Below are 1,295 nucleotides of genomic sequence, written 5' to 3'. Positions count from 1 at the left end.
AAGGTATAGTGAATCGCTTCAAGGACTTGGGATTGGTAACAAATTAAAATCCAGACACCGAGCAAATAAAAAGCAGTGACAATTCGATGTATATAAAGCTGCCCCATACCAGGCATGACAACAGACCAGATGACGGCAACCCACGGTGTTCGCTTATCTAAATAGTTAATCTCCAAAGGACTAATTTGGAAGGTGGTATATTCCGCCTTTTCCCTTTCGGCTAAAATATAGATTTTGTTTAAGTCTACAGTCGTCCGGTAACTATCATAGATAGCAAAAATATAAACAGGCGCATAAAGCAGCATCCAACGTAAGTCAAGAGCATCTTTGGACATCTCAAAACGCCCTGTAAACGCGTACACCATAGAAAGGTTGATTTTTGCTTGAGTATTAATGACCATTTCCCACAGGATTAACACGTATCCTCTTAGATACTTAGATAATAATAGATGACCAAAACCGGGAACCGTCGCTGACCACCACGCAATGACATAAGGATTTCTTAAATGAAGTTGCGTGGTTCCCAAAATGCTGACATCGGCTACTCGTCTTCGAGATTTTTTTAGTTCAACTTGCATCATGATCTTTTTATGCCTTCCTTTCCGATATCAGCTGGATAAGCTTGAACAAATACCTTCCTTATGATGATCTCACTGTTTTCTTCGATAAAAGCAACGCGCTCCCCTGGTTTAACATTTAGCAGCGACCGTATGTATTTTGGAATGGTAATCTGTCCCTTGATACTTAATTTTGAGGTTTCCATATTCCGTGAGGCCTCCATGTATGCTTATATTTTGATAGTTTCCATTCTTTACATTTTTACTTTTATCTATACTATTTGAATAAAAGAACGGATTTTTTGCTGATGTAATAATTAATAATAATTTGAGCAAACTATCCAAGACGCCGTGAGGCATCTACAACTAATTTTCTTCCTTAGCAAAAAAGCTATTGGTGCCGAATGAGCCAGTAGTTTTTTTTCTGTTTTTAGGCAGTATATGATATACATCTTTAGTTAACATAATCACCATTTTCGCAACAAATCACAAAAAAGAACCCTTGATAGAAAAGGGTTCGCAGGAAGAAGAGTTTTTTACTTTATGCATCTTTTTATACATCGTTGATTTAACAAGGTTTCTCTTTGAGACAGAGGTTAGAGAGGTGTATAAAAAGCGCACCTTCTGTATATGGTTTTATTTTTTTGAAAATTCAATAAAATACCACTATATTTTGTTTACATAATCCCAGTATAATGAGAGAGTGAGAAGAAAGAAGGGATTATGTGTTGAAAAGTA

At 36.4% G+C, this 1,295-nt stretch carries 2 protein-coding genes; both read right to left on the bottom strand.

Going from position 1 to position 1,295, the window contains the following annotated elements:
- Positions 1–581: hypothetical protein (locus tag RB298_RS31065; RefSeq protein WP_486050190.1), on the bottom strand; the 581-nt coding region annotated here is incomplete at its 3' end.
- Positions 578–763 (bottom strand): AbrB/MazE/SpoVT family DNA-binding domain-containing protein, encoded by a 186-nt coding sequence (locus RB298_RS31060; RefSeq protein WP_328236182.1) that lies wholly within the window; start codon positions 761–763, stop codon positions 578–580. The genes RB298_RS31065 and RB298_RS31060, both read right to left, overlap by 4 nt.
- Positions 764–1,295 lie beyond the last annotated feature (532 nt).

Source organism: Priestia sp. BR_2, from assembly GCF_041954005.1.
Lineage (GTDB): Bacteria > Bacillota > Bacilli > Paenibacillales > Paenibacillaceae > Paenibacillus_AQ > Paenibacillus_AQ lautus_A.
The sequence above is the reverse complement of the archived record's forward strand: the minus strand, read 5'-3'. Positions and strand labels throughout refer to the sequence as shown.

Bases quoted from the DNA above. Each gene is read 5' to 3' on its own strand.
- RB298_RS31060 (WP_328236182.1), bottom strand. From the start codon at position 763: ATGGAAACCTCAAAATTAAGTATCAAGGGACAGATTACCATTCCAAAA.